This is a genomic window from Telluria mixta (assembly GCF_029223865.1).
Classification (GTDB): Bacteria; Pseudomonadota; Gammaproteobacteria; order Burkholderiales; family Burkholderiaceae_D; genus Telluria; species Telluria mixta.
The window spans coordinates 4,130,041-4,150,161 of sequence record NZ_CP119520.1 but is presented as its reverse complement, the minus strand read 5'-3'; the positions used below and the strand labels follow the sequence as shown (position 1 = coordinate 4,150,161).

General features: G+C 67.8%; 12 protein-coding genes and 1 pseudogene. 6 read left to right on the top strand and 7 right to left on the bottom strand.

What is annotated here, in order from left to right; all coding sequences use genetic code 11:
- Positions 1-14: 14 nt before the first annotated feature.
- From P0M04_RS18475 to P0M04_RS18455, 5 genes are read left to right on the top strand one after another with little or no spacing between them, the layout of a single operon-like run.
- Positions 15-698 (top strand): ABC transporter ATP-binding protein, encoded by a 684-nt coding sequence (locus P0M04_RS18475; protein ID WP_259447632.1) that lies wholly within the window; start codon positions 15-17, stop codon positions 696-698.
- Positions 688-1,941, top strand: coding sequence for an ABC transporter permease (locus P0M04_RS18470; RefSeq protein WP_259447633.1), 1,254 nt, complete (start codon positions 688-690; stop codon positions 1,939-1,941). Before P0M04_RS18475 ends, P0M04_RS18470 begins: the two co-directional genes overlap by 11 nt.
- Entirely contained in the window at positions 1,941-3,137 is a 1,197-nt protein-coding gene (locus tag P0M04_RS18465) for an ABC transporter permease (RefSeq protein WP_259447634.1), read from the top strand. Before P0M04_RS18470 ends, P0M04_RS18465 begins: the two co-directional genes overlap by 1 nt.
- 11 nt (positions 3,138-3,148) lie before the next feature.
- Complete coding sequence (locus P0M04_RS18460; protein WP_259447635.1) at positions 3,149-4,540, top strand: sigma-54-dependent transcriptional regulator; 1,392 nt, start codon at positions 3,149-3,151, stop codon at positions 4,538-4,540.
- Positions 4,537-5,955 carry a sensor histidine kinase gene (locus tag P0M04_RS18455; protein WP_259447636.1) on the top strand — a complete coding sequence of 473 codons (1,419 nt, stop codon included), beginning with the start codon at positions 4,537-4,539 and terminating at the stop codon, positions 5,953-5,955. The genes P0M04_RS18460 and P0M04_RS18455 overlap by 4 nt, the downstream gene beginning before the upstream one ends.
- Positions 5,956-6,007: 52 nt before the next feature.
- Here the strand turns inward: P0M04_RS18455 and P0M04_RS18450 are convergent.
- The 3 genes and pseudogenes from P0M04_RS18450 to P0M04_RS18440 all read right to left on the bottom strand — a co-directional run bounded on the left by P0M04_RS18450 (position 6,008) and on the right by P0M04_RS18440 (position 10,678).
- A pseudogene (locus tag P0M04_RS18450) lies at positions 6,008-8,145 on the bottom strand (S46 family peptidase).
- A 146-nt stretch (positions 8,146-8,291) separates the two neighbouring features.
- Complete coding sequence (locus tag P0M04_RS18445; RefSeq protein ID WP_259447638.1) at positions 8,292-8,948, bottom strand: hypothetical protein; 657 nt, start codon at positions 8,946-8,948, stop codon at positions 8,292-8,294.
- 11 nt (positions 8,949-8,959) lie between these two features.
- Positions 8,960-10,678, bottom strand: a complete 1,719-nt coding sequence (locus P0M04_RS18440) for a rhamnogalacturonan lyase B N-terminal domain-containing protein (RefSeq protein ID WP_259447639.1) — start codon at positions 10,676-10,678, stop codon at positions 8,960-8,962.
- A gap of 188 nt (positions 10,679-10,866) precedes the next feature.
- Here P0M04_RS18440 and P0M04_RS18435 point away from each other — a divergent pair, with 188 nt between their 5' ends.
- On the top strand, positions 10,867-11,859 hold the full coding sequence (locus tag P0M04_RS18435; RefSeq protein ID WP_259447640.1) for a bile acid:sodium symporter family protein: 993 nt from the start codon (positions 10,867-10,869) through the stop codon (positions 11,857-11,859).
- 72 nt (positions 11,860-11,931) lie between these two features.
- Here the strand turns inward: P0M04_RS18435 and P0M04_RS18430 are convergent, their stop codons facing one another.
- From P0M04_RS18430 to P0M04_RS18415, 4 genes are read right to left on the bottom strand one after another with little or no spacing between them, the layout of a single operon-like run.
- Positions 11,932-12,321 carry a hypothetical protein gene (locus tag P0M04_RS18430; RefSeq protein WP_259447641.1) on the bottom strand — a complete coding sequence of 130 codons (390 nt, stop codon included), beginning with the start codon at positions 12,319-12,321 and terminating at the stop codon, positions 11,932-11,934.
- A 4-nt stretch (positions 12,322-12,325) separates the two neighbouring features.
- Positions 12,326-13,762, bottom strand: a complete 1,437-nt coding sequence (locus P0M04_RS18425) for an efflux transporter outer membrane subunit (protein ID WP_259447642.1) — start codon at positions 13,760-13,762, stop codon at positions 12,326-12,328.
- 8 nt (positions 13,763-13,770) lie between these two features.
- The gene (locus P0M04_RS18420; protein WP_259447643.1) at positions 13,771-17,013 is read right to left on the bottom strand and encodes an efflux RND transporter permease subunit; all 3,243 of its coding nucleotides are present in this window, start codon (positions 17,011-17,013) and stop codon (positions 13,771-13,773) included.
- The gene (locus P0M04_RS18415; RefSeq protein WP_259447644.1) at positions 17,010-20,114 is read right to left on the bottom strand and encodes an efflux RND transporter permease subunit; all 3,105 of its coding nucleotides are present in this window, start codon (positions 20,112-20,114) and stop codon (positions 17,010-17,012) included. The genes P0M04_RS18420 and P0M04_RS18415 overlap by 4 nt, the downstream gene beginning before the upstream one ends.
- Positions 20,115-20,121: the final 7 nt, after the last annotated feature.

The following is a 20,121-nucleotide window of genomic DNA, read 5'->3' as shown; positions in this document are numbered from 1 at the left end:
ACCCGGAGAGCACCATGATCAGACTGACCCAGGTGAGCAAGACCTACCGCACCGACAAGGTGGAAACGCTGGCCCTGAAGGACATCGAGCTGACCGTCGAGCGGGGCGAATTCGTCGCGCTGATGGGCCCCAGCGGCTGCGGCAAGAGCACGCTGCTGAACCTCATCGGCCTGCTCGACCGGCCCAGCCAGGGCGCGATCGACGTGGACGGCATCCCGATCAGGCGCTATGCCGACCGCCAGCTGGCCAGGCTGCGCAACCGGACGTTCGGCTTCATCTTCCAGAGCTTCCACCTGATCCCGGACCTGCGCGTGATCGACAACGTCGAACTGCCCCTGCTCTACCGCAGCATGTCCGGCGGCGAGCGGCGCCGGCTTGCGCGCGAGGCGCTGGCCCGCGTGGGCCTCTCCGCGCGCATGGACCATTATCCGAACCAGCTGTCCGGCGGCCAGCAACAGCGCGTGGCCATCGCGCGCGCCATCGTCGGCCAGCCGCACGTGCTGCTCGCGGACGAGCCGACGGGGAACCTGGACAGCCGGATGGGCGCCGAGATCATGGACATCCTGCTGAAACTGAACGCGGAAGGCACGACCATCGTGATGGTCACGCACGACGAGCGCGAGGCGTCGCAGGTCGGCCGCATCGTGCGCGTGTTCGACGGCCAGCTCGTCCAGCCGGAGCATCTCCATGCTGCGTAACTACCTGCTGACCGCGTACAAGGTCTTCATGCGCCGCAAGCTGTTCACGGCCATCAACCTCGCGTGCATCGTGCTCACGCTCGTCGTGCTGATGGTGATCAGCGCCCTGCTCGACACGGCGTTCTGGCCGACCGGCGTGGAGGGAAAAAGCGACCGCCTGCTGCAGGTGTACGGCATGCGCAGCGAGACCTTCAACGACAAGGGGCTGCCCACCAACACGCGCACCGGCCTGCTGGGCTACAAGACGATCTCGCGCTACCTCATGCCGCTGCAGAGCGTGGAGCGCGTCTCGGCCATCACGACGACGAGCGAGGTGTCGGTCTACCAGGGCGACCGCGTGAGCCGGCTCGACATGCGCCGCGTCGACGCGAACTACTGGAAGATCATGCAGTTCAAGCTGCTGGCCGGCCGCCTGCCGATCGAGGACGACGACCGCCTGGGCCGCATGGTGGCCGTCATCAACGCGACGAGCGCGCACAAGCTGTTCCCCGGCAGCGCCGCGGTCGGACAACGCATCAGCGTGGACGGCCAGGCGTTCGAGATCATCGGCGTCGTCGCGGACGTCATCCACATCAACGCGTATGCCGACATCTGGGCGCCGCTGGCCACGTTCCCGTCGTCGAACTACCGCGACGAATACACTGGCACCTTTGCCGCGCTGCTGCTGGCGCGCTCGCCCGCCGACCTGCCGCGCATCCGCGCCGACGTCGAACGCGTCGCGAAGACGATCCAGCCGGTCGGCGACCAGATCTTCGGCAAGACGACGTTCTGGGCCGACACGAAGCTCGACGTCGTCGCCCGCGCCCTCCAGGGCCGGGAGAGCCACGTCGATTCCGGCGGCAGCCGCCTCCTGATGATGATCGCGGGCGGCATGCTCGTGTTCATGCTGCTGCCCGCGCTGAACCTCGTCAACCTGAACATGGGCCGCATCATGGAACGCAGCGCGGAGATCGGCGTGCGCAAGGCGTTCGGCGCCACCAGCCTGCAGCTCGCGGGCCAGCTCGTCGTCGAGAACGTGCTGCTGTGCCTTGCCGGCGGCCTGCTCGGCCTGGCGTGCGCCCAGGGCGTGCTGTGGTGGCTCGAAGCGTCGCAGCTGATCCCGTACCTCGAAGTCCACATCAACCCGACCGTGTTCGGCTGCGGCATGCTGCTTGCCTTCGTGTTCGGCCTGCTGTCCGGCGCGATCCCCGCGTGGAAGATGTCGCGCCTCGATCCCGTCCATGCCCTGAAAGGAGCCGCGTGATGCTGCGCCATTTGTTGCGACTGACCTGGAAGCGCAAGTCCAGGAACCTGATGCTGAGCCTCGAAATCCTGCTCGCCTTCGTCATCGTGTTCGGCGTCGCCGCGTTCGGGCTGCGCTACTGGCAGCTGTACCGCGAACCGGTCGGCTTCGACGGCACCGACACGTGGTCCGTGCAGATGCAGATGGGCGAGGCACCACCGAAGTCCATCGCGCCGGACGTCTACGACACGCTGCGCCGCAGCCTGCTCGAACTGCCGGAAGTGCGCGCCGTGAGCTTTGCCAGCTATGCGCCCTACACCCGCTCGACGTGGACCACGACGTTCGCTTCGCCGCAGACCGGCGCCGCCGTGCAAACCAATACCATCGAAGCGAGCGACGACCTGCCGGAGGTGCTCGGCATGCGGCTCGTGGCCGGCCGCTGGTTCAGCACCGCCGACGATGGCCAGGACGCGCGTCCCGCCGTCGTGAACCGGCGCGTGGCGGCCGAGATGTTCCCGGGCGGGCCGGCGCTGGGCCAGCGCTACACGAGCACCGACTACGGCATCAAGCGCACCTTCCGCGTGATCGGCATCGTGGACACGTTCCGCAACCAGGGCCCGCTGATGGTGCCGACGAACTTCGTCCTCATGCGGTTCACGCCGCACACGACGGAATCGCGCGTGCGCACGATCCTGCTGCGGGTCGCGCCCGGCACGCCACGCGGCTTCGAGGCGAAGCTGAACCAGCGGCTGAAGGCGGTCCGCAACGACTGGGGCTACCAGATCGCGCCGCTGCAATCGATGCGCGCCTCGCTGCTGAAGGAGCAGCTCATTCCACTGGCCGTGGCGGGCGTGATCGGCACGTTCATGCTCGTGATGGTCGCCTTCGGCCTGTTCGGCGTGCTGTGGCAGAACACGACGCGGCGCATCCCCGAGATCGGCCTGCGCCGTGCGATCGGCGCGTGCGCCGCCGACATCTACCGCCAGATCGTCCTGGAACAACTGCTGCTCGGGTCCCTGGCGATGGGCGTCGGCCTCGTGCTGCTCGTGCAGCTGCCGCTCACGGGCGCACTGGGCGACACGCTGAACTGGCCCGTGTTCGCGGGGGCCGTTGGCCTGTCGATGGGCGTTATCTATCTGCTATCCTTGGCGTGCTCGCTCTACCCGGGCTGGCGCGCGAGCCGCCTCGATCCGGCCGCGGCGCTGCACTACGAATAAAAAAGGCACCCATGGAATCACAACGCAGGCGGCGCGTACTGGTCGTCGACGACGACCACGCCGTCCAGGTCTCGCTGGCCCTGCTCCTCAAGCAGGCCGGCTTCGACGCCGCGTGCGCGGACGGCCCGCGTGAAGCGCTGGCGGCACTTGAAGGCGGCACGTTCGATCTGGTCTTGCAAGACATGAATTTCTCGCTGCAGACGAGCGGCGAGGAAGGTCTCGACCTGCTCACGCGCATCAAGGCCGCGCATCCGGCCCTGCCCGTGCTGCTGATGACGGCCTGGGGCTCGATCGCGCTGGCCGTGCGCGGCGTGAAGGCCGGCGCCGCCAACTTTTTTACGAAACCCTGGGACAACGCCCAGCTGGTCGACCTGATCGAAGCGACGCTGGACCTGGGCACGCCGCCGGCGGCAAGCAGCCGCACGCGCGCCGCGCTCGACGCCAGGTACGACTTCAGCGGGATCGTCGGCGAGCATCCGAAACTATTAAAAGTGCTGGAGACGATCGCGCAGGTCGCGGCCACGCGCGCGCCCGTGCTGATCCTCGGCGAGAGCGGCACGGGCAAGGAACTGATCGCGGACGCCATCCACCGCAACAGCCCGCGCAAGCTTGCCCCCATCGTCAAGATCAACATGGGCGCCATCACGACGTCGCTGTTCGAGAGCGAGATGTTCGGCCACGTGCGCGGCGCGTTCACGGATGCGCGCGACAACCGCAAGGGCCATATCGCGAGCGCGGACGGCGGCACGCTGTTCCTCGACGAGATCGGAGAACTGAACCGCGGCGACCAGGTCAAGCTGCTGCGCGTGCTGCAGGACCAGCGCTACCAGCCCGTGGGCGCGAGCCGCGCGGAACAGGCGGACGTGCGCGTGATCTCGGCCACGAACCGCGAACTGGCGGAACTGGTGGCCGCCGGCGACTTCCGCGAGGATTTGTTCTACCGCCTGAACCTCATCACGATCCGCCTGCCGCCGCTGCGCGAGCGGCGCAGCGACATCCCGCTGCTGGCGCGCCATATCGTGGCGCATGTCGCCGACAGCTACGGCCTGAAAGCTGTCGCCCTCGCCCCGCAGGCGCTGGACTGGCTCGCCGCGCAGCCGTGGCCCGGCAACATCCGCCAGCTGAAACAGACGCTGGAACGCACGCTGCTCCTGGCCGGCAAGGACGTGCTCACGCAAGCCGACTTCCAGGCAACGAGCGCCGTCGACGACAACGTGCCGGGCACACGGCTCGGTGTCGACGGCATGACGCTGGACCAGGTCGAACGCCTGATGATCGAACAGGCCCTGCGCCAGCACGCCGGCAACATCTCGCGCGTGGCGAAGGCCCTGGGCCTGTCGCGCACGGCGCTGTACCGCCGGCTGGAACGCCACGGCCTCGCCGGCGCGGATGGCGCCGCATGATGCGGCTGCGCCCGCGCCTCGGCACCTACATCCTGGCGCTGCACGTGCCCCTGTTCGGCTGCGCCGCCCTGCTGCTGCCGGCGCGTCCTTTACTGTTCGTCGGCGCGGAAGGCCTGCTGCTCGCGAGCCTGGGCCTGGGCTGGTGGCTCGTGCGCCAGGCGCTGGAACCGCTGGGCTACACGCGCCGCTTCCATGAACTGCTGCAGGACCAGCACTACGCCAACCGCCTGGCCGCCCCCGCGTCGCGCGAGCTGGACGACCTCGTGGACACATTCAACACGATGCTGGCCGCGCTGCACCGCGAACGCCTCGCGATCGGCGAGCAGCAGGGCTTCCTCGACCGCCTGCTGGAAGCAACGCCTGTCGCCGTCCTCGTGTTCGACTTCGACGGCGCGATCAGTCTCGTGAACGCGAGCGCGGGCGAGCTTCTCGGCCTGGATCGGCCCGAGGGCAAGCGCTTGTCCACCTGGGCCGATGGCGATGCCGGATACGCAAAAAACCTCGACGCGCGCGGGCGCACACGGAGCCGCCAGCTCGCCGCGCAACTGGATGCGCTGCCGCTGGGCGAATCGCGCCTGCTGACGGACCCGGACGGCCGCCGCTACCGCGCGCAACGCGGCCAGTTCTACGACCGTGGCTTCGCGCGCCACTTCGTCATGGTGGAGGAACTGACGGCGGAACTGGAAGACTCGGAGCGCGCCACGTACGCGCGGCTGATCCGCGTGCTGGCGCATGAAGTCAACAACACGGTGGCCGCGACGGGCTCCGTGCTCGATTCGCTGCTGTTCTACCGCGACCAGCTCGCGGAACGGGACGCGGGCGACTTCGCGACGGCCATCGTCGCCGTCAAGCGCCGCAATGCGAGCCTCGGCGAATTCATCGACCGCTTCACGAAGGTCGTCAAGATGCCGCCGCCGGAACCGCGCCCGACGGACCTGAAAGCCGTCGTCGACGACATCCTGTGGCTGAACCGCGAACAGTGCAGCAGCCGCGGCATCGCGCTGGGCTGGCACCGCTGCGACGCCGTCGCGCCGCTCGCGCTGGATGCGCAGCTCATCGAGCAGGCGCTCATGAACATCGTCAAGAATGCGATGGAAGCGATCGAGGCGGCCGGTCAGGCGCAGGGCACGATTCGAGTGGAACTCGCGAATGAAGACCGGCGCGTGCGACTGTCGGTCGTCGATTCCGGCGACCTGCTGGCCACCGGACCGGCGCGGCCGCTGTTCACGCCGTTCTTCACGACGCGGAAAGGCGGCCAGGGGATCGGGTTGATGTTCGTGCGCGAGGTGCTGCAGCGGCACGGGTGCACGTATTCATTGGCACCGGGGGCGCCGGGAGAGACGCGGTTCGACATCTGGTTCGACGGTAGGGTGGACGGCTCGGCCGTCCACGCGTTCAAACCCGGCACGAATTGACGCGCCGGGTTTCATACGTTTGCTGAACGCGTGGACGGCAAAGCCGTCCACCCTACGACTTGGGATACTTGATCGTCATTTCCTTCAGCAGGTTGTCCGCATGGTCGACCTCCTTCATCACCCACAGCATGTAGCGGATGTCGACGTGGATCGCGCGCGTGATCACCGGATCGAAGTACCAGTCCTTCGTGATCGACTCGTAGGTCGAATCGAAGTTCAGGCCGATGAGCTCCCCGCGCTTGTTCATCACCGCGGAGCCGGAATTGCCGCCCGTCGTGTCGGCGCTCGACAGGAAGTTCACCGGCACCGTGCCCAGCGCCGGATCCCTGAACTGGCCGTAGCGCTTGTCGCGGATCGCCTGCAGCAGCGAGTTCGGCGCGTCGAACGGCGCCTTGCCCGTCTGCTTCTCAAGGATGCCTTCGACGGTGGTGAACGGCCCTTGACGATGCCGTCGCGCGGGCTGTACGGCGCCACCGTACCGTAGGTCACGCGCAAGGTGCCGTTGGCGTCCGGGTACACAGGCTTGCCCTGCGACTTCTTCCAGGCGACGACGGCGTCCATGTACAGCGGGACGACGCGTTCCAGGTTGCCGTCGACGTCCTTGCGGCGGTCTTCCAGCGCGAGGCCGACGTCGTGCAGGCGCACGGCCAGCTGGATGAACGGGTCGTTCGACTTGCGGAATGCGTCGGCATCCTTGCCGATCCACGCGAGACGCTTCGCCGTGTCGCCCAGCTCCGTGCCCTTGTACAGCGGCGCCAGCGCATTCTGCGCGGGCAGCAGCGCGTCAAGGCCGTGCGGCCGCGCCTTCGGATCGATCTTGCCGTAGCGGACCAGCGCGGCCTGCCAGCGGGCCTGGTCGACACTGGGCACGAACGATTGTTCGAGACGGGTCAGGCGCGCCTTGATGAACGAGACGTCGCGGTCCTGGAAGCCCGCCTCGCGCTGCGCGTCCGGCTTCTGGTGTTCCAGCGCCAGGCGGTACAAGGTGCGTGCGCTCTTCAGCAGGTCGCTGTGCGTGGCTTCCGCCCATGCGGTCTCCTGCTGCGTCGTCGCCATGTCGGCGGCGATGACGGCGTCGAGGTCGGCCAGCAGGTTCTTCGGACCGGTCCCATGAGCTTTGTACCAGGTGCGGAACTCGGCGTCCTGCGCATCCTTGATGGCGGCGATGTCCTTGCGCGCGAAACCGTCCAGCAGGCCCCGCGTCTTTTTCAGCACGTTGTTCAGGCTCTTCGCCACGCTGGCGTAGCGCACCGTGTAGTCCGGGTTGCCCATCGTGGCGGCCGCGATCACCGACAGGTCGGCCGTGATCGACGCCACCTTGGCCGGATAGTCCACGTCGCGCGCGAAGCGGATCTCGGCCGGCAGCTTGTAGCGGCTCGTGCGGCCCGGGTAGCCGGCCAGCAGGATCGGGTCGCCCGCCTTCAGGCCTTCGGCCGAGACGACGAGGAAGCTCTTCGATTTATAGGGCACGTTGTCCGGCGACGGATCGGCGGGACGGCCATCCTTGCCGACGTACGCGCGCAGGAAGGAAAAGTCGCCCACGTGGCGCGGGAATTCGTAGTTGTCGATGTCGCCGCCGAAGTCGCCGACGCTGTTCGCGGGCGCGTAGACGAGGCGCACGTCGCGGATCAGGAGCTGCTTGATGCGGTAGTACTCGCCGCCGCGGTTGAACGCGGGGACCGAGCAGCGGTAGGCCTTGTCGCTCTCGCATTCCGCGATCAGCGCCTTGATGCGCGCCTCGACCTGCTCGTGGCGCTCCTTGCCGGAGAGTCCCGGCGCGAGGCCCTTGAGCACGCGGTCGGTCACGTTCTCGACCTTTTCCGTCACGTAGACGACCGTGTTCGGACCGCCCGGCAGTTCCTCCGCGCGCGTCTTCGCGAGGAAGCCGTTGGCGATGTAATTGTGTTCCGGGGTCGAATTGCGCTGGATCGCGCCGTAGCCGCAGTGGTGGTTCGTGACGACGAGACCGTCCGGCGACACGAACGACGCCGAGCATCCCGGCGTCGCCACGATGGCGCTCATCGGGTGTTTCGACAGGTCGGCGAGCCGCTCGGCCGGAATCGTGATGCCGATGCGTTTCAGCTCGGATTTCAGCTGCGGCAGCTGGTGCGGCTGCCACTGGCCCTCGTCGGCGAGCGCACCGGCGCTCGCCCCCAGCAGGGCGATGGGAAGGACGACGGATTTGAACAAGACAAACCTCGGATGAAAAAAGCAAACCCGAGTATATCGTCTGCCCGTCTTGTTCCGGAAACAAAATTGTCACGAAACGCCCAGGATGAGTATGTACAGCCCGCGTATCGGCGTAGCGCGGGCGCCACATCCCGCAAACTCCCCGATCAGGCGTATTGACGTTTGCGGCGCCGCAGCACCGCCGCCATCCCAGCCAGCGCGGCCGCGCACAACGCCGGCGACGCCGGTTCCGGCAGGCCGATGCGCACCTCGTCCAGCGCGGGCGCGCTGTAGCCTGCCTGCCGGTTCGCGGTCGAGAAGGCGAAGTAGCGCACCTCGTCGAAGCCGGCACCGTCGACCAGGCCGAGGATCGCGCCGCGCGGGGAACTGAAGTTGCCGCTGCCGGTGCGCCGGCCGTCGTCGTACGTGGCCCAGTAGCCATTCAGGGACTGGTAACCGCTGCCGGCCGCGAACTCGATCCGGTGGAAGTCCGCGCCGTCAGCGCGGCGCACGCTGATCCAGGCGTTCATGCCGGACGTGGCAAGGTAGTTGCCGGAGAATGCGGGGCTCAGGTCGGACACCGCGTCATAGCAATCCACGCCCGCGTAGCCGCAGCCGTTGTTGGCGCCGTAGCCGCTGGCGTGGAACAGCAGGCCGTCCTCGACCCAGTCGTTGGCGAGTGCCGTGTTCAGGTCGAAGTGCGCCGTGTTGGTCACGGTGCCCACGGCCGTGCCGGCGCCGAGCGTCTGCAGCACAGTTGCGCCAGCACCCTGCGCGGCCAGGGCCAACACAGCTGCGCACAGCAGGCGGTTCTTGAAATGCATGGTCGTCTCCATCATGGCGTGGGAATCAGGTCGAGCGCGTCGTAGCTGTAGCCGGGGCTCAGGAAGCGGATGCCGCTGGAACCGCTGATCGCGGTCAGGGTCAGCACGTTCTGGCCGACCACCAGTTCGGTGGCGGGGATGTCGAACGTATACATCGTGTTATTGCCGCGGTAGGTGCCGACCGTCAGCGTGCGCGACGACGGCTGCGTGGACGCGGGCGGATTCGCCGACACCCAGCCGTTCACCTGCGCCTTCGGCCGGCCGCCCGCGAACGCGTCGGTGATGCCGACCCGTAGCCGCAGCGGCACAACCTGGCTCGCGCGCAGGTTGAAGCGCACGGTGAGCGTGCCGTTCACGTCCTTCCACTGGTACGCGGGGAAACCCGTCGCCGGCGCCGACGTGCCGACCACGTAATCGCCCGGCGTCCACGAGGCCATGCGCACGTCGGACGGGTGCATCGTCGTCACCTTGCCGCCGTTGATGAATTCCGCCGGCGTGCCGTCCCATTCGCCGATGCGCCAGAGCGCCGCCGCGCTGCCCGGATCGCCCGTCACGGCGACGGTGCCCGTGTCCGTCGTGGCGCCCGCACCGACCGTCACCGTGCGCGTGTCGACCGCCAGCTCGTTCTTGTAGACCTTCATCGTGTAGGTCCCGGGGAACATGCCGCTGCTGGCGAAATGGCCGTCGCCGGCGTCGGCCGCCGTCCAGTACTGCGCCGTCGCATTCGAGAAGCCGACCGTGTAGGCGAAGCGCGGATCGCGTCCCGTGATGGCGGCCCCGCGAACAGCGCCGCGCGCTTCCGGTCCCACCCAGCCCGTGAGGCCGAGGGTGCCGAGCCAGGACGTGTCCACCGGTACCGGTGCCGAACCGTCGTTGAAGACCATCGTGTACGTGTTGAGGATGTTCGTGCGCAGCGGCTCCGTCTGGCCCTCGCCGTAGTTGATGATGTAGGTGATCTCCTGGTTCGTGCTTGTGGCCTGGTTCAGCAGGCTGCGGTAGAACGGGCCGCCCGAATTGCCCTCGTTGTTGTCGCGGACGATCCACAGGCCGACGTTGGTCCCTGTCGCGCCAATGAACTGCCAGTCCTTCAGGCGCATGTTCGAATAGTGCTTGGATCGTGTCTCGCCGTCCGGCATGCCGAAGACGTCGCTCGCTTCGATGGCCCCGCTGGTGCCGCGCAGGTCCGACGGCGCCGGTCCGTTGGGCAGCCGCGCGATCGGCACGCGCACGATGAAGCGCGCGAGGTTCAGCGTATCGGGCTCGCTCGTGAAGTAGGTGCCCATGTAGATCTTCGCCTCGCCGCGGCGGGCGATGTAGTAGTGCGTGAGGCCGCCCGCCTGGACGGTCACCTTGACGATGTCGCTGCCCACCGTCTCCGCGTTCACGGCCACCGCGGAGATGCCCTTGTACAGGTAGTCGAAGCCGGAATTCACCTGCGTGCCGCGGCCCTGGTCCTGGTACTCGACGCCGTTGTAGACGAGCGATGCGATGTCGCCCGCCGACTGCGTGCTGACGCCGTTGTCCAGGCGCCGCACTTTGAAGACGAGGCCCGCGCCCGTGTCGATCGTGTAGAAATTCGCATCCAGCGTGAGGCCGAACGCGGAGGCCGTCGCGACGGTCGCCAGCATCCGGGGGGCGCCGGCGGTGCCGGTGTTGCTGGCGTCGCCGCAGCCGGCGACCAGCAGGCATAACGTAGCGGCGTGCGCAGTCCTGCGCATGAAGATGTGCATCGTCTGTCTCCTGTTTGTGAATTTTGTATGCGCCCGGGTTTGCACATCAGTATTGACGGCCTGTGCGCGGCGGGTCAACGGGGCGCACGGCGTGTCGCGCAAAGAATCACGCGCTTGAGCGGAGGCCCGCAGATGCAGATAGAATGACGGGTCCGGCGCCGTCCGGAGCTTCCTCGCCGACCATCATCATGCCCAGTCTCCTCGCACCCGTTTCCTCAGTCCTCCGCCGCCTGTCGATCGACACCTTCACCATCCTGCTGCTGTGCACCGTCGCCCTGGCCAGCGTACTGCCGTGTGCGGGCGAGACGGCCGTCGTCCTCGGCAAGGTCACCACCGTCGCCATCGGCTTGTTGTTCTTCCTGCACGGTGCCAAGCTGTCGCGCGAAGCGATCGTCGCCGGGATGACGCACTGGCGCCTGCACCTGCTTGTGCTTGCGTCGACCTTCGTCATGTTCCCGCTGCTGGGCCTCGCCATGAAGCCGCTGGCGGGCAGCGTCGTCACGCCCGAGCTGTACGTGGGCATCCTGTTCCTGTGCACCCTGCCCTCGACCGTGCAGTCGTCGATCGCGTTCACGTCGATGGCGCGCGGGAACGTGGCGGCGGCCGTGTGCAGCGCGTCGGCCTCCAACTTCGTCGGCATCTTCGTCACGCCGCTGCTGGTGTCGACCCTGATCGTGCAAGGCTCTGCGGGCGGCTCGTCGCTGGACGCCGTGATCACCATCGTCGAGCAGTTGCTGCTGCCCTTCCTGGCCGGCCAGTTCCTGCGTCCGTGGATCGGGAAGTGGGTCGATCGCCACAAGCCGATGCTGAAGATCGTCGACCAGGGCTCGATCCTGCTGGTCGTCTACACGGCGTTTTCCGAATCGGTCAATGAGGGCCTGTGGCACAAGCTGTCGGGGGAATCGCTCGCGGCGCTCGTCGTCATCAGCTGCGTGTTGCTGGCCATCGCACTGGGCGTCGCCACGTGGGCGAGCCGGCGCCTGGGCTTCAGCCGCGAGGACGAGATCACCATCGTGTTCTGCGGCTCGAAAAAGAGTCTCGCAAGCGGCGTCCCGATGGCCAAGGTGCTGTTCGCGCCGAGTGCGCTGGGCATGGTCATCCTGCCTGTGATGCTGTTCCACCAGATCCAGCTGATGGTCTGCGCGGTGCTGGCCCAGAAATGGGGCCGCGAGAATCGTTAACACCGGGGTCAGAGCCCGATTTTTGGAAATTTCCCTGATGCAGTTGCCAAAATCGGGGCTCTGACCCCGGTATTATTTGGCGAGAGCGAGTCCGCCCCACCATACCTCCGGCAGCGCGGCCGCGAGCATCATGCCGGGCCCCAGCGCCGTGATGAGCCAGCGGCGGCGCGGCGGCAGCCAGGCCGTGCGTGGATCGTGCAGGCTCGCGCGGATGTCGCGCCAGCTGAAGCTTGCCAGCGCCACCATCCCGAGCGCGAACAACGTCCACAGCGCCGACGCGTTCAACAGTGCGGCGAAGTCCTCATCCAGATAAGCGAGCGCCGGCAGCGCGAGGCTCACGCTGCCCAGCAGTTCGGCCGTCGCGACAAACGCCGCGCGGCCGCGGCGGCGGAAGTCGTGGCGCAGCATCCAGGCCGACAGCGCCACGTCGCCGGCCAGGTACAAGGCGCTCCATGCGGGCATGGTTCTACTCCTGCGCGGTGAGCTGGTCGGCATGCCAGCCGCCGCCCAGCGACTGGATCAGCGCCACGGCCGTCGTCTGGCGGTTGCCCTGCGTCTGCACGAGCGCGCGGCGCGCGTTCAGGGCCGTCACCTGGGCCTGCACCACTTCCGAATAACTCACCTGCCCGGCCTTGTAGCGGTTCAGCACCTGCTCCTCGACCTTGTCCGCCGCTTCCGATGCCAGTCGCTGCAGGTCCTGCTGCTGCGCGAGCACACGCGTGGCGTTCAACTGGTCCTCGACGTCGGCGAAAGCATCCAGCACCGTCTGGCGGTAGCGGGCGACGGCCTGCTCGCGCGCCGCGTCGGCGCCCTGCACCGCCGCGCGGTTGGCGCCGCCGTTGAAGATCGTCTCGGTGGCCGACAGGCCCAGTGCCCATGCCATGCTCGACGCCTTGAACAAGTCGCCGATGGCGCTGGCGGACGGGCCGTACGATGCCGTGAGGCCGATCTGCGGGAAGTAGGCCGCGCGCACGATGCCGATCTGCGCGTTGGCCGCCGCCACGGCGCGTTCGGACGCGGCGATGTCGGGACGGCGCTCCAGCAACGTGGACGGCACGCCGACCGGCACGTCCGGCACCGTCACGTTCCACTGGGCCGGCGCCAGCGCGAAGTCGGCCGGCGCCTTGCCGACGAGGACCGCGATCGCGTGCTCCAGCTGCGCGCGCTGGCGGGCCAAGGTCAGGTCGTCGCTCTGCGCGCTGGCGAGCTGGGTCTGGGCCTGGTAGACGTCCGAGTGCGGCACGATGCCCACGTCGAAGCGGTTCTGCGTGATCTTCAGCACGCGCTGGTAGCCTTCGATGGTCGTGGCCAGCAACGCGCGCTGGGCGTCGACGGAGCGCAGCGAAAAATAGTCCGCGGCCAGTTCGCCCTGCGCGGACAGGCGCGCGGACGCGAGGTCGGCCGCGCTGGCCTGCGCATTGGCCTGCGCCGCGGAGATGCCGGCGCGCAGGCGCCCCCACACGTCCGGCTCCCAGCTCGAGCCGATGTTCAGGCGGAAGCTGTTGGACGTGCGGCCGTTGTTGTTGCCGTTGTCGTTCGACCCGCCGCCGCTGCCGTTGCGGTTTGCGCCGCCGTTCAGGGTCACGGTCGGGAACAGCGACGCGCGCTGCTGCGCGACGAGCGCGCGCGCCTGGCTGTACGCGGCGACGGCGGCCGCCACGTTCTGGTTGCTGACCTCGACCTGGCGCACCAGTCCGTCGAGCACGGGGTCGTTGAACAGGGTCCACCACGGGCCCCGATCGAGCGCATCCGCTGGTGCGGCGGGCGCCCAACCTTGCAGTTCCTTGAAGGCCGCAGGCTGCGTCGTCGCCGGCCGCTCGTACGTGGGCGCGAGCGCGCAGCCGGACAACACGGCGGCGGCGAGCAAGGCGGAGATCAACGGGCGAAAGGTGGTAGTTCGCATGGTTCGGTTCATGGCTGGGAAATCGTTGGCTGGTCCTCCAGCGGATGGCGGACCAGGTGATGCTCGTCCGCGCCGCGGCGGCGCAGTTTGTCGAGGTAGACGTAGACGACGGGCGTCGTGAGGAGCGTCAGGAGCTGGCTCGCGACCAGGCCGCCGATGATGGCGATGCCCAGCGGCTGGCGCAGCTCGGAGCCTTCGCCGAAGCCGATCGCCAGCGGCAGCGCGCCCAGCGCCGCGGCCAGCGTCGTCATCAGGATTGGACGGAAGCGCAGCAAACACGCCTCGCGCACGGCTTCCGTGGCCGACAGCCCGCGCGCGCGCTCCGCTTCCAGCGCGAAGTCGATGATCAGGATCGCGTTCTTTTTCACGATGCCGATCAGGAGGAACACGCCGATCAGCGCGATGATGGAAAACTCCATGCGGAACAGCAGCAGCGCCAGCACGGCGCCCACGCCGGCCGACGGCAACGTCGACAGCACGGTCACCGGGTGCACGAGGCTTTCGTACAGGATGCCGAGGACGATGTAGATGACGACGATGGCGGCGAGGATCAACAGCGGCTGTTGCTGGCTCGATTCCTGCGCCTGCTTCGCCTGGCCCTGGAAGCTGCCGCGCACATTGGTCGGCATGCCGATGTCGGCCTCGGCCTGCTTGACCGCCTGCTGCGCTTCCGACAGCGAATAGCCCTGCGCGAGGTTGAACGAGATCGTCGTCGCCAGCTCACCGTCCTGGTGGTTGACGGAGCTCGGCGTCGCGCGTTCGGCGAAGTGCGCGATGGCGGACAGCGGCACCATCGTCGTGACGCCCGACGACAGCGCCGAGCCGCTGGACGGATCGCGCGCGGCCGTGAGATTCGCGGGCGCGGCGGGAGTGCCGGCGGCTGCGGTCGCCGTTGCGTTCTTGGCGGGTACATAGACGTCGTCCAGCGCCGCCGGCGAGCGCGCATACTTCTGCGCGACGCCCATGATCACGTGGTACTGGTTCAACTCGTCGTAGATGTTGGCGACCTGGCGCTGGCCGAACGCGTTATACAGCGCGTTGTCGATGTCCTTCGCGCTGATGCCGAGGCGCGCCGCCGTCTGCTTGTCGATGTCGACATAGGTTTCGACGCCGTTGTCCGCCTGGTCGGTGTCGACGTCGGTCAGCGCCTTCTGCGCTTTCATCGCATCGGCCAGCTTCGTCGCCCACGATTTCAGGTCGGCGCGGTTGTCGCTCTTTAGGGTGTACTGGTAGGTGGAGTTCGACTGGCGCCCGCCCATGCGCAGGTCCTGCACGGGATTCAGGAACAGCTGCACGCCCGTCACCTGCGCGAGCTTCGGACGCAGCCGCGCGATCACGGCCTGGCCGCTCTCGCCCTTGGCGCGCTCGTCGGCCGGTTTCAGGTTCAGGAACATGAAGCCGCCGCCCGCGCGCGAGCCGCCCGTGAAGCCGACGACGGTGTCCACGGCGGGATCGCTCTTGATGATATTGACGAGCTGGCGCAGCTTGCCCTGCATGGCCTGGAACGAGATGCTCTGGTCGGCGCGCAGGCCGCCGTTGACCTGGCCCGTGTCCTGCTGCGGGAAGAAGCCTTTCGGCGCGGCCGAGAACAAATAGACGTTCAGGCCGACGACGAACACGAGGATCAGCATCACGAGCAGCTTCATGTCCAGCGCCCAGTCGAGCGCGTGCTCGTACGATTTCAGCACGCCGTTGAAGCCGCGCTCCGCCCAGCGACCGAGGCGGCCCTGCTTGCGGCCCGCATGGTCGTGCAGCTTCTGGCCGGGTTTCAGCAGGATCACGCACAGCATCGGCGTCGTCGTCAGCGAGATCACGAGCGAGATCATCACGGCCGCCGACAAGGTGACGGCGAATTCGCGGAACAACCGGCCCACCTGGCCGCCCATGAACAGCAGCGGGATGAACACGGCCACGAGCGACAGGCTGATGGACAGCACCGTGAAGCCCACTTCCTGGGCGCCCAGCAGCGCCGCCTTCATGCGGTCCATGCCCTGCTCGACGTGGCGGCTCGTGTTTTCCAGCACGACGATGGCGTCGTCGACGACGAAGCCGGTGGCCACCGTGAGCGCCATCAGCGACAGGTTGTTGAGCGAGAAGCCGAGCAGGTACATCACGCCGAAGGTGCCCAGCAGCGAGACGACGGTCGCCACGGCCGGCACGACGGTTGCGCGCACGCTGCGCAGGAACACGGAGACCACGAGCACGACGAGCAGGATCGAGATCATCAGGGTCATCTCGATCTCGTGCAGCGACGCGCGGATGGAATTGGTGCGGTCCGACGCCACCTGCATGCGCACGTCCTGCGGCAACTGGGCCTGCAGCTGCGGCAGCAGCGCGCGCACGCCGTCCACGGTCTCGATGACGTTGGCGCCCGGCTGGCTCGTCACGAGCACGATCACAGCGGGCTCGCCGTTGAACAGGCCCAGGGTATGGATGTCCTCGACGCCGTCCTTCACGTCGGCCACGTCCTGCAGCCGGATGGCGGAGCCGTTGCGCCACGCGACGACGAGGCCCTTGTAGTCGGCCGCCGTGCGCCCGTTGGTGGGCGTGTTCGCCTGCGAATAGATCTGCAGGCGCATGCCCTGCCCTTCCAGCGCGCCCTTCGGCCGGTTGGCGTTGGTCGCCTGGATGGCGGCGCGCACGTCCTCGGTCGACAGGCCGTACTGGTTCAGCTGGTACGGATTCAGGTCGACGCGCACGGCGGGCAGCGAGCCGCCGCCGAGTTCCACGTCGCCCACGCCCTTCACCTGCGCGAGCTTCTGCTGCACGACGTTCGACACTTCGTCGTAGATCTGGCCGGGGCTGCGCGTCTTCGACGTCAGCGCGAGGATGATGATCGGCGCGTCGGCCGGATTGGCCTTGCGGTACGTCGGATTGCTGCGCAACGTGGCCGGCAGGTCGGCGCGCGCCGCGTTGATGGCGGCCTGCACTTCGCGCGCGGCCGAATCGATCTGACGCGTCAGGTCGAACTGCAGGTTGATGCGGGTGGAGCCGTTGCCACTGCTGGACGTCATCTCGTTGACGCCCGCGATCACGCCCAGCCGCCGTTCCAGCGGCGTGGCCACCGACGTCGCCATCGTGTCCGGACTGCCGCCCGGCAGGTTGGCGGACACGGAGATCGTCGGAAAGTCGACCTGCGGCAGCGGCGAGACAGGCAGCACGAAGAACGCGCCGATGCCCGCCAGCGCGATGCCGATGGTCAGCAGCACCGTGGCGATGGGCCGCCTGATGAACGGCTGCGAGAGACTCATGCGCCGGCTCCGCCCGGTTTGACAGCGGCCGGCTCCGCCCCGCTCCAGCGCCGCGCGAGGCGGTCGAACGCCAGATAGATGACGGGTGTCGTGAACAGCGTGAGCAGCTGGCTGACGATCAGGCCGCCGAAGATGGCGAGGCCCAGCGGCCGGCGCAGCTCCGCGCCCTCGCCCCAGCCGAGCATCAGCGGAATGGCGGCGAACAGCGCGGCCAGGGTCGTCATGATGATGGGACGGAAGCGCAGCATCGCGGCCTGGTGGATCGCAGTCCGCGGGTCTTTACCTTCGTCGCGTTCGGCCTCGATGGCGAAGTCGATCATCATGATCGCGTTCTTCTTCACGATACCGATCAGGAGGATGATGCCGATGATGCCGATGACGCCGAGGCCCTGCCCCGTGATCCCCAGCGCCAGCAGCGCCCCGACGCCGGCGGACGGCAGGGTGGAGAGGATCGTCAGCGGGTGGATGTAGCTCTCGTACAGCACGCCCAGCACGATGTACACGCAGACGACGGCCGCGAGGATCAGCCACAGCTGGTTCGACAGCGACGCCTGGTACGCGCCGGACGCGCCGAGGAACGTCATGGTCACAGCGCCCGGCAGGTTGATCTCGCGGGCCGCGTCCTTGATGGCGGCGACGGCGGTGCCCAGCTTGACGCCGGACGCGGTGTCGAAGCCGATCGTCGTCGCCGGGTACTGCGCCACGTGGGTGATCTGCAGCGGCGCGGCCTGCTCCGTGATCGAGGCGATCGCGGACAGCGGCGTCGGCGCACCGGAGCCCGTGCGCAACTGCAGGTCCGACAGCGCGTCGAGCGACATCTTGTCGTCCTGCTGCGCTTCCAGGATCACGCGGTACTGGTTCGTCTCCGTGAAGATGGTCGACACGATGCGCTGGCCGAACGCGCTGTACAACGCGTCGTCGACGTTCGATGCCGTCACGGACAGGCGCGACGCGCTGTCGCGGTCGATGTTGACGTACGCGGCCGCGCCGGTGGCGCCGGCATCGGTGACGACGTTGGCCAGCTCCTTGCGGCGCGCCATCGCCGCCACCAGCTTGTGTGCCCACTCCGTCACCGTCTTCGTGTCCGCGCCCTCGATCGACAGGCGGTATTGCGTCGGCCCGGTCTCGGCGTCGATTGTGAGGTCCTGCGTCGGCTGCAGGTACAGGGCGACGCCGGCCACGTTCTGTGCCACGCGGCGGCGCAGGCGGTCCATGATGTCCTGCTGGTCGTCGTGTTTCGCCTTCAGGTTGATCAGCATGGTGCCCGTGTGGAGCATCGTGTTGTTGGCGGCGTCCACACCGACCGTCGACGCGAGCGATTCGACGTCCGGGTCGGCCAGGATCTCGCGCGCGGCGGCCTGCTGCATCTCGGCCATCGAACTGTACGAGATCGCCTGGCGCGCTTCCACGCGCGCCTGCAGCTGGCCCGTGTCCTGCGTGGGGAACAGGCTTTTCGGGATGAACGTCCACAGGATCGCCGTCAGCACCAGCGTGCCCAGCGCGACGAGCAAGGTCAGGCCCTGGCGCGCGAGCACCCAGTTCAGGCCGCGGTCGTAGTGGCCCACGGTCCAGTCGAAGAACGACTGGAACTTGCGGGCGAACTTCGTTTCATGGGACTTGTCGTGCTGCTTGAGCCAGCGGGCCGACATCATCGGCACGAGCGTCAGCGACACGACGGCCGAGATCAGGATCGTGATGGCGAGCGACACGGCGAATTCGCGGAACAGCCGGCCCACGACGTCGCCCATGAACAGCAGCGGGATCAGCACGGCGATCAGCGACACGGTCAGCGAAATGATGGTGAAGCCGATCTGCGTGGCGCCCTTCAGCGCGGCATCCATCGGCCTCTCGCCTTCCTCGATGTAGCGAGAAATGTTCTCGATCATGACGATGGCGTCGTCGACGACGAAGCCGGTCGCGATCGTCAGCGCCATCAGCGACAGGTTATTGAGGCTGTATCCGAGGAGGTACATGATGCCGAACGTGCCGACGAGCGAGATCGGCACCGCGAGGCTCGCGATCACCGTGGCGCGCACACTGTGCAGGAACGCGAATATCACGAGCACGACGAGGATGACGGCCAGTACGAGCTCGATCTGCACGTGTTCGACCGAGGCGCGGATGCCGTTCGTGCGGTCCGACAGCACGTCCATGTGGATGCTCTGCGGCAGGCTGGCCTGCAGCTCGGGCAGGCGCTGCTTGATGGCGTCCACGGTGGCGATCACGTTGGCGCCCGGCTGGCGCTGCACGTTCAGGATGATCGCCGGCTTCATGTTCGCCCACGCGCCGAGCTTGACGTTTTCCGCGCTGTCGACGACCTTCGCCACGTCGCCCAGGCGCACGGGCGCGCCGTTCTTGTAGGCGACGATCAGGTTCGTATAGTCGGGTACTGTCACCAGCTGGTCGTTGGCGTTGATGGTGTACGCGCGCAAGGGGCCGTCGAAGCTGCCCTTGGCGCTGTTGGCGTTCGCGTTCGTGATCGCGGTGCGCAGCGTGTCGAGACCGAGGCCGTTGGCGGCGAGCGCCTCCGTGTTCGCCTGGATGCGCACGGCCGGACGCTGGCCGCCCTGCAGGGTGACGAGACCGACGCCCGTCACCTGGCTGATCTTCAGCGCGAGGCGCGTGTTGACGAGGTTCTGCACCTCCGTCAGCGGCATCGAGTCGGACGTGATGGCGAGCGTCAGCACGGGTGCATCGGCCGGGTTGACCTTCGCGTAGACGGGCGGCGCCGGCAGGTCGGTCGGCAGCAGCGAGCCCCCCGCGTTGATCGCGGCCTGCACTTCCTGCTCGGCCACGTCGAGCGTCTGGCCCAGCGTGAACTGCAGGGTGATCACGGAGACGCCGGCCGCGCTGTTGGAACTCATGCGCGCCAGGCCCGACATCTGGCCGAACTGGCGTTCCAGCGGCGCCGTCACGGTGCGCGCCATCACTTCCGGGCTCGCGCCCGGGTACAGCGTCTGCACCTGGATGGTCGGGAAGTCGACCTGCGGCAGCGCGGACAGCGGCAGGAATTTGTAGCCGACGAGGCCCGCCAGCACGATCGCCAGCATCAGCAGCGACGTGGCGACGGGGCGGCGGATGAAGGGTGCGGATGGGCTCATGCGGCAC